Here is a 7,051-nt window from a genome sequence, read left to right as displayed (position 1 = left end):
TGTTGCGCTTCATCTCTGGTCCTTTTCGATGGGCCAGAGTCTATTTCAAACTGGATTAGCTCCAAGGGGCAACGTCAGGATGAATGTCGGAGCTGTAGTTGGCGTGGTCAGCAACGCAGATTGCCGCGTATTGGAATGGTCCAACCGCTGACAAACGAATGTCGCGTAACGGTCTCGGCCGTTGATTCCAACATCATGTCGGCCTGACACCGGAAATGCCGCACACGCATTTGCGCGTGCGGCTGGTTCGCCCGATTAGACCGAAATCGTCAACGGTTCGGGGCCGGCGGGATTGAAGGGATACCAGCCCAGCAACTCACCTTTGATCATGGGACGTCGTTCGACCATGAAGGCGAGCAGGTGTTGCAGGGATGCTCGCATGATCCCCAGCCCCAAACAGGCATGCGGTCCCGCGCCGAAGCTGAGGGGACGCAGGCGTTCACGGTCGGGATCGAACGTTGCTGGAGCCGCAAAGGTCGAGGGATCGTGATTGCCCGCCGCCCACACCATGGACAGCGTCGTTCCCGATGGAAACTCGACATCGCCAGCGCGAACCGCCGATGTCGTTTGGCGCATGGTGAATGGTGTGGGACTGGCAAGCCGCAGACATTCGTCCGCGCACTTGGCGGTCGGCTGCAATCTATCGGCATTGCGGGCAGCGATCCGCAAGCTGGCCATGATGCCCACCGAAGACGTTTCCAAGGCATCGAAGGCCATGCCGGCAATCAGATCGGCCGCGAGGTTGCGATCCAGCTTCTGCCGCAGCACATCGGCAAATGCACTGCCGCGTTCAACCACAGCCAGGCTGAGTTCGCGAACCCGTTGAGCGGCAGCATCCGCCCTGTCCGCCTCGGCGGCATCCGGCGCCGACGACAGGACATAGCCCAAGTGCTCGACCGCTGTTTCCAACTTGGCGGCCTCGTCGTCATTATAGCCGATGACCCGAGCCCAGATATCGCGAACCATTGGACGCACGATGCCGCTCATCACGTCCAGATCGGCGGCGGTGGCGGGGAGTGTGTCGGCTGCGGCTTCCGCAACGATCATGGGAATATCAACGCCGTTGAAGGCGGCAATCGTAGCCGAGCGTTCAGCACGATGCTCTGGCCCCGCCTTGGTGAACAGGGCCCTCGCCAACAGGGTGTAGACATGCGGTGTGTTCGCCATGGCCTGCGGATCGGGTGCCATGCCGTCCACGGCGGGATTGCGGGCGAGTTCAAGTAGTTCGCCATAGCCCAGGATGGCATAACCGCCCCATGGCGCAACCTGGATGCGGTCGTCCCGCTCGAAGTCGTCACGGAAGGCGTTGGCTGCTGTCGCCCAGTTGGCCGGGCGATCGAAGAGATCGAAGGTTTTCATGTGTCGTGTCCATAAGCATAGGGAAACGCCCCGCTGGTGGCAGGGGGCGGATAAAAGCGAGTGGCTTTTTATTCTCAGCGCTTACGGATGGACTGATGCATGATGAATTCCCTTCAGGCGTCGATATAGGAAGATAACGCCGCAACGGCAAGGCATTGGACGTAGATGATGCCGAACTTGCATGCTTCGTCTCCTTGGTACCTTGAGGCGCTTGCTAAAAAACGTCAGCGATTTCCGACTTCTGAGCTTCCCTTGATCATTTCTGCAAAGCTGGAAGCCGCTGGAGAAAGAAAACCCTCGCGTCTAGTTATTATGCCCATTTTTCGCCAGATTTCGGGTTCGGTTATCTTATAAATCCCAGCGTTTCTACAAAGATGGCCTTGAATGGAAGATTGGGGCAGAATGGCGACGCCCAGGCCAGCCTCTGCCATTGCAATCAAGGTTTGAGCCTGCATGAATTGATATTGGTTGTTCAGAATTAAATGGTGGCTTTGTACAACAGAGTCTACCAAATGACGCATGGCAGTTGCTGAAGTAGAGAGCAGAACAGGCATTGCCGCCAATTCGGATAGCGTGATCGATTCTCGATCCGTATGCCACAGGGGCTTGGGTATTATTGCGTTCAGGTGCTCAACTAATATCACTTCAAAATTGAGCGTGACATTATCGACGATGGGGCCGATGGCGAAATCGACCTCTTTGTTTTCCATAGCCTTAAATAAATCCGCAGATGTTAGTTCTCTTACGGTCACTGAGATATCTGGAAATTCGTAAACGAATTTAGTAAGAATGGGTGGAAGAAAAGATGAAGCAAGACTAGATGAGCTAGCTATCGAAACCTGTCCTCGTCGTTTATCTGCTGCCTCTTTAATCAACCTCATACCCATCTGCATCTCGTAGACTGCCCGGTTGGCGCTTTCGCGCAGCAGTTTCCCTTCCGGGGTAAGCTGCACGCTTCTCGTTGTGCGATCAAATAATCGGACGTCCATTTGCTCCTCGAGCTGCCGAATTTGCGAGCTAATAGCAGAATGCGATTTATGCAGCTTAGCGGCTGCAAGGCGAAAACTTCCGGTCTCTGCAACCATCACAAATGTCTGCATTAATTTGAGATTGATATGGGTAACCGGATCCAAGGTTCGCACTCCAATTGGTCTGAAAATATGACCAAATAGGATGAATATGCCGTTTGTCAATCCAAATGACACGTTCTAAATTGTCCGAAGTGAGACGGTCGCAAGCCGTGAGTTGGGCCAAGCAGAGAATGCTAAGGTAAGAGAAGTATAATGAGAATTACGAATATTACTGCTAGTCTTCATAAGAACGACGTTGTGGTGCCGGATGTTCCGGATTCAGTCGAGAGCAGAATCTTTGTCTTTGTAGAGGTGGAGACTGATACTGGAATCAAGGGGCATGGTGTGACCGGGGTGTTCTTGCCTTGGGCAGTTATTTCTTGCATCGAGCAGCATTTGCTGCCGACTTTAAAAGGACTGGATCCACTTTGCACCGAACATATTCATTCAGTAGTCTGGAATAGGCTTAATATTCGTGCATATACCGGCGTCATCTCGCACGCCTTGTCCGCTGTTGATATCGCGCTTTGGGATATACGCGGCAAGCATGAGGGGCAGCCGGTCTATAAGCTGCTGGGGGGCAACCGAAATTGGGCCCCAACTTATGCGACCTTTGGCTATCCGTTCTTTGATGCCGATCAAATTCGCGATTACGGAAAGAAGTTTGTGACCGACGGTCACAGTATGCTGAAGATGGTTGTGGGCGCTAATCCCTCACGGACCTGGCGAGATGACGTGAAACGCGTTCGTGCTGCACGGGAGGCTATCGGGCCTGACATCGGGCTAATGATCGACGCAAATTATTACTATAACCCCCACGATGCATTTCTGCTTGCAAGGGGGGTTAAGGACTGCGACCTGATATGGTTTGAGGAGCCTCTTCATCAGAACGATGCACGCGCACTTGCCGACCTGCGCCGTCAGACAGGTGTGCCAATAGCAGCAGGCCAGAATGAAGGTCATCGGTGGCGGTACCGCGAACTCATTGAGCACCAGGCAGTGGACGTTCTGCAACCCAACGTTCTCTACAATGGTGGGTTCACGGAATCCCTAAAAGTGGCTCATATGGCTCAGGCCTTTAATCTCCCTGTGGCAAATGGTGGTGGTTGGCCGATCTTCAATATGCATTTGTTCGCTGGTGTTATGAACGGTGGGCCAGTGGAATTTCATCACGGCATGTGGGTGACTGGGAAGCGATTCTTTAAGGATACGCCGGATCCCATCAATGGAAGGGTGACAATTCCAGATCGGCCAGGTTTGGGCTTTGAGCCCAATTATGAGCAGCTTAAGGATGCCCGGATCAACTCACCGGATGAGCTGTCTTTCGAAGGGCGAGACTCTCACGGGTACCTCGTTCGCTAACGGTATGCAGAGGGAGGAGAAACCATGCTGCAATCACAATTGAATAACCAAGGACTTTCCAAGCAACCGTTCCGGCGTTTTTCGTATTTAACGTTTCTTGCTGGAGCTATATTTTCCTGCACTACGGCATCTGCCCAAGACTTCCCGGAACAGGATATCACATACATTGTCCAGTCCGGAGTGGGAGGCGGTTCAGACATTCTTGCCCGAACGTTTGCCAATGTGGTCGATGAACTGGACTTGTTGCCAGTCAATATCTTAGTCGAAAACCGGGCCGGGGGTGCTGGAGCAATTGCCTACTCATTCCTGGCCCAGCAAAAAGGTAACGCCCATTATCTCGGGGGCGTTGGGGTCAGCTTCTTCACAACGCCTCTATTGGGCAACTCAGCCGTGGACTACAGAGACTTTACTCCCGTTGCAGCGGTAGCCTATTCGCCGTACATCCTCTCCGTCCGCACTGAATCCGACATTATGTCAGTGGAAGATATACGTGGTCGGCCCGATACCACCGCGGGTACCGGAGCAGTCGTATCGGATCCGACGCTGCTTTCGCGCATGCTGGAGCGAGAGCTGGATACACAGATAAGGGTAGTGCCATTTGACGGCGAGGGCGAAGTTCTGAGCGCTGTTCTCGGCGGGCATCTTGATCTTGTCTTTGGCAACCCGAGCGAGATCATAGAGCAGATTCAGGCCGGCAATCTGCGGCCGCTCGCGGTCACAGCATCTGAGCGTCTTGCGTCACTGCCCGATGTGCCAACATTTACTGAGCTTGGCCATGATATTGAGCATATCCAACTCCGCGGTCTCGTGCTTCCACCTGATGTTTCTTCTGAGCATATTGCCTTTTGGGAGGACATCTTGCGCACCGTGGCGGAAAGCGATCTCTGGAGGTCCGAGTACGTGGACCGGTTCAATGATGAACCGATCTTTCTCGACAGCCAGGCTTTTGGGGAACAGATGGTTGAGACCAACGAGACCTATGAAACCTTAATGCGTGAGCTTGATCTCATCGATTAAGTTATAGCGGTCTTGTTGTCCGATACCGAGACACATGCCTCCTCGCGGTAACCTGCCTGTTTGCACATTACTTTTTTGCACGGGCGGGTTACCGGGAAGTTTCATAGACGGGCCCAGAATCATGATCATTCTACGCTATGTCGATCTGGCAGTGTCCCTGCTGCTCGTTGCTTTCGGCATCTATATTGTTACCCAGGGATTGGCTTTCGGGTATTCGGATCGTTCCGGGGTCGGGGCAGGGTTTTTTCCGATTTGGATTGGCGGCGGCATAGCCGCGCTTTCCGCAGTCAATTTCCTCAAGGTCGTTCGGAACAATCTGCACCTCGGCACCATCGAGATCAGCGAAGTGGTGCGTGTCGTTTTCACGTCCGCTGCGATGCTTGGCTTCATTTATTTATCCCACCACGTGGGAATGATTGCATCGATTCTGGTGCTAATGCTTGCAATTGGCGCCATTTATGGCCCGCGGAGTAAGGTGTTTTATCTCTGGCTTCTGCCGATATGCGGCGTCACCACTTTATTTTTATACCTCATCTTTCGCGTGCTTCTTGGCGCGCTGCTTATTTAGAAGGGGAGGGCGAGAATGTTTGAAGCTTGGGGACTACTCTTTAACGGGATCATTGCAGCCTCGGATCCTACGATTCTGACCGGCGTCTTCTTTGGTGCTATAGTGGGGCTTCTGATCGGCGCTCTGCCTGGTCTAGGTCCTTCCGCGGGTGTTGCTATCTTGCTTCCGATCGCGGTCACCTTTGATGGAACCGCGGCCATTGCTGCATTGGGAGCCGTCTATTATGGCGCCCAATATGGGGGAGCGGTTACAGCGATCCTCTTGGGTATCCCAGGGGACGCATCTGCTGTCATGACCGTGGTAGACGGATATCCGCTTGCGAAACGCGGCAAGGCAGGCCAGGCGCTATCGATCAGTATCGTCGCGTCCTTTATCGGTGGTTTAATTGGCCTGGTTCTCTTAACCATTTTCGCCACAACGATTGCCCGGGCAGCACTTGCCTTTGGGCCGATCGAAATGACCGCGGTAATGATTTTTGCCCTGGCTCTTGTCAGTGTTCTGGGTAGTACCGACTGGATCAAGAGCTTTATCGCACTATTCCTAGGTGTATGGATCGGGATGATTGGACTCGATCCGATTTTAGGCATGCCGCGTTACACTTTTGGCGAGGTCATGCTCTTCGAAGGTATAGATTTCTCCATCCTCGCAGTCGGTATTTTTGGCCTCGCTGAGATGTTTGCATCACCGATCGTATCCTCCGCAGACAAAAGCAAGATGGCTAGGTTTTCATTCCGAGATCTGATGCCCAATTTCAGGGACATAAAGCAATGTCTTAATCCTCTGTTTTCCGGTTCGGTCATCGGGTTCTTCGTCGGCATTCTCCCAGGGATAGGTGCAGCCGCATCCAGTATGATTGCGTACGCCTTTGCCAAACGGACTTCTAAGAATAAGGAAGCGTATGGCACAGGCACTCTCGAAGGCGTTGCCTCGCCGGAGGCCGCAAATAATAGCGCTTCTTACGGCAATATGATCCCCATGTTTGCTCTTGGCATTCCCGGCTCGGGGACGACCGCAGTCCTTATGGGCGGCTTGCTGATGATCGGATTACAGCCAGGGCCTCTGCTGTTTGAGAACCAGCCAGAGTTTGTATGGACTATCTTCGGCAGTTTCTACATCGGTAACCTTGCCTTAGTGGCGATCACTATTCTGATGGTCCCACTGCTTGCCGCATGCGCCAGTTTGCGGCCGGGATACCTATATCCGATTGTGATTGGTGTCGTTATATTTGGTGTTTATTCGATCAGTTACTCAATGTTTGACGTCGCTTTGACTGTACTTTTTGGACTGGTTGGGTACGTACTCACCCGTCTCAACTATCCAGTCGTACCGTTGGTGCTCGGAGTGATTCTTGGTCCACTTCTGGAGCGAGGCATTCGGCGCACACTGGTTTCGTCGGACGGAGATTTATCTGTCTTTCTACATAGCCCCATCGCCGTGGTTGTTCTCGCCCTAACCCTGAGCTTGTTGACGGTTCCGAGGCTGATCAGACATTTCAATCTCACTCGTGCGATAAGCGACAACTAATACGTTCCACATCTCTATTAATGGACAAAACGATGGACCTTGGACTTTCGGAAAAGACGGCTCTGGTGTTTGGTGCCGGCGGCGGGCTGGGCGGTGCGATCGCCCGCTCTCTGGCGGCGGAAGGGGCACGGGTCGCGGTGGCCGATATCAA

Annotated in this window: 6 protein-coding genes and 1 pseudogene; 5 read left to right on the top strand and 2 right to left on the bottom strand. The window is 53.3% G+C overall.

Going from position 1 to position 7,051, the window contains the following annotated elements:
* Positions 1–255: 255 nt before the first annotated feature.
* Both DVH29_RS15750 and DVH29_RS15745 read right to left on the bottom strand, forming a co-directional pair.
* Positions 256–1,359 carry a cytochrome P450 gene (locus DVH29_RS15750; protein WP_114647141.1) on the bottom strand — a complete coding sequence of 368 codons (1,104 nt, stop codon included), beginning with the start codon at positions 1,357–1,359 and terminating at the stop codon, positions 256–258.
* A 224-nt stretch (positions 1,360–1,583) separates the two neighbouring features.
* Positions 1,584–2,492: a LysR family transcriptional regulator gene (locus DVH29_RS15745; protein WP_114647140.1), complete on the bottom strand. Its 909-nt coding sequence runs from the start codon at positions 2,490–2,492 to the stop codon at positions 1,584–1,586.
* A 150-nt stretch (positions 2,493–2,642) separates the two neighbouring features.
* Between DVH29_RS15745 and DVH29_RS15740 the strand changes: the two genes are divergently transcribed.
* The 5 genes and pseudogenes from DVH29_RS15740 to DVH29_RS16720 form a co-directional block, all read left to right on the top strand.
* A complete protein-coding gene (locus tag DVH29_RS15740; protein WP_114647139.1) occupies positions 2,643–3,791 on the top strand; it encodes a mandelate racemase/muconate lactonizing enzyme family protein in 1,149 nt (382 codons plus the stop codon).
* Between the two features lie 24 nt (positions 3,792–3,815).
* Complete coding sequence (locus DVH29_RS15735; RefSeq protein ID WP_114647138.1) at positions 3,816–4,808, top strand: Bug family tripartite tricarboxylate transporter substrate binding protein; 993 nt, start codon at positions 3,816–3,818, stop codon at positions 4,806–4,808.
* Positions 4,809–4,929: 121 nt separating this feature from the next.
* On the top strand, positions 4,930–5,376 hold the full coding sequence (locus DVH29_RS15730) for a tripartite tricarboxylate transporter TctB family protein (protein ID WP_158541709.1): 447 nt from the start codon (positions 4,930–4,932) through the stop codon (positions 5,374–5,376).
* A 15-nt stretch (positions 5,377–5,391) separates the two neighbouring features.
* Entirely contained in the window at positions 5,392–6,900 is a 1,509-nt protein-coding gene (locus DVH29_RS15725) for a tripartite tricarboxylate transporter permease (protein WP_114647136.1), read from the top strand.
* Positions 6,901–6,932: 32 nt separating this feature from the next.
* Positions 6,933–7,051 (top strand): annotated as a pseudogene (locus tag DVH29_RS16720) (SDR family oxidoreductase); the annotation flags it as partial.

Origin of the sequence: Pelagibacterium lacus (assembly GCF_003345525.1) — a bacterium.
In the GTDB taxonomy this organism is placed as follows: Bacteria; Pseudomonadota; Alphaproteobacteria; order Rhizobiales; family Devosiaceae; genus Pelagibacterium; species Pelagibacterium lacus.
This window is presented reverse-complemented; position numbering and strand designations above follow the sequence as displayed.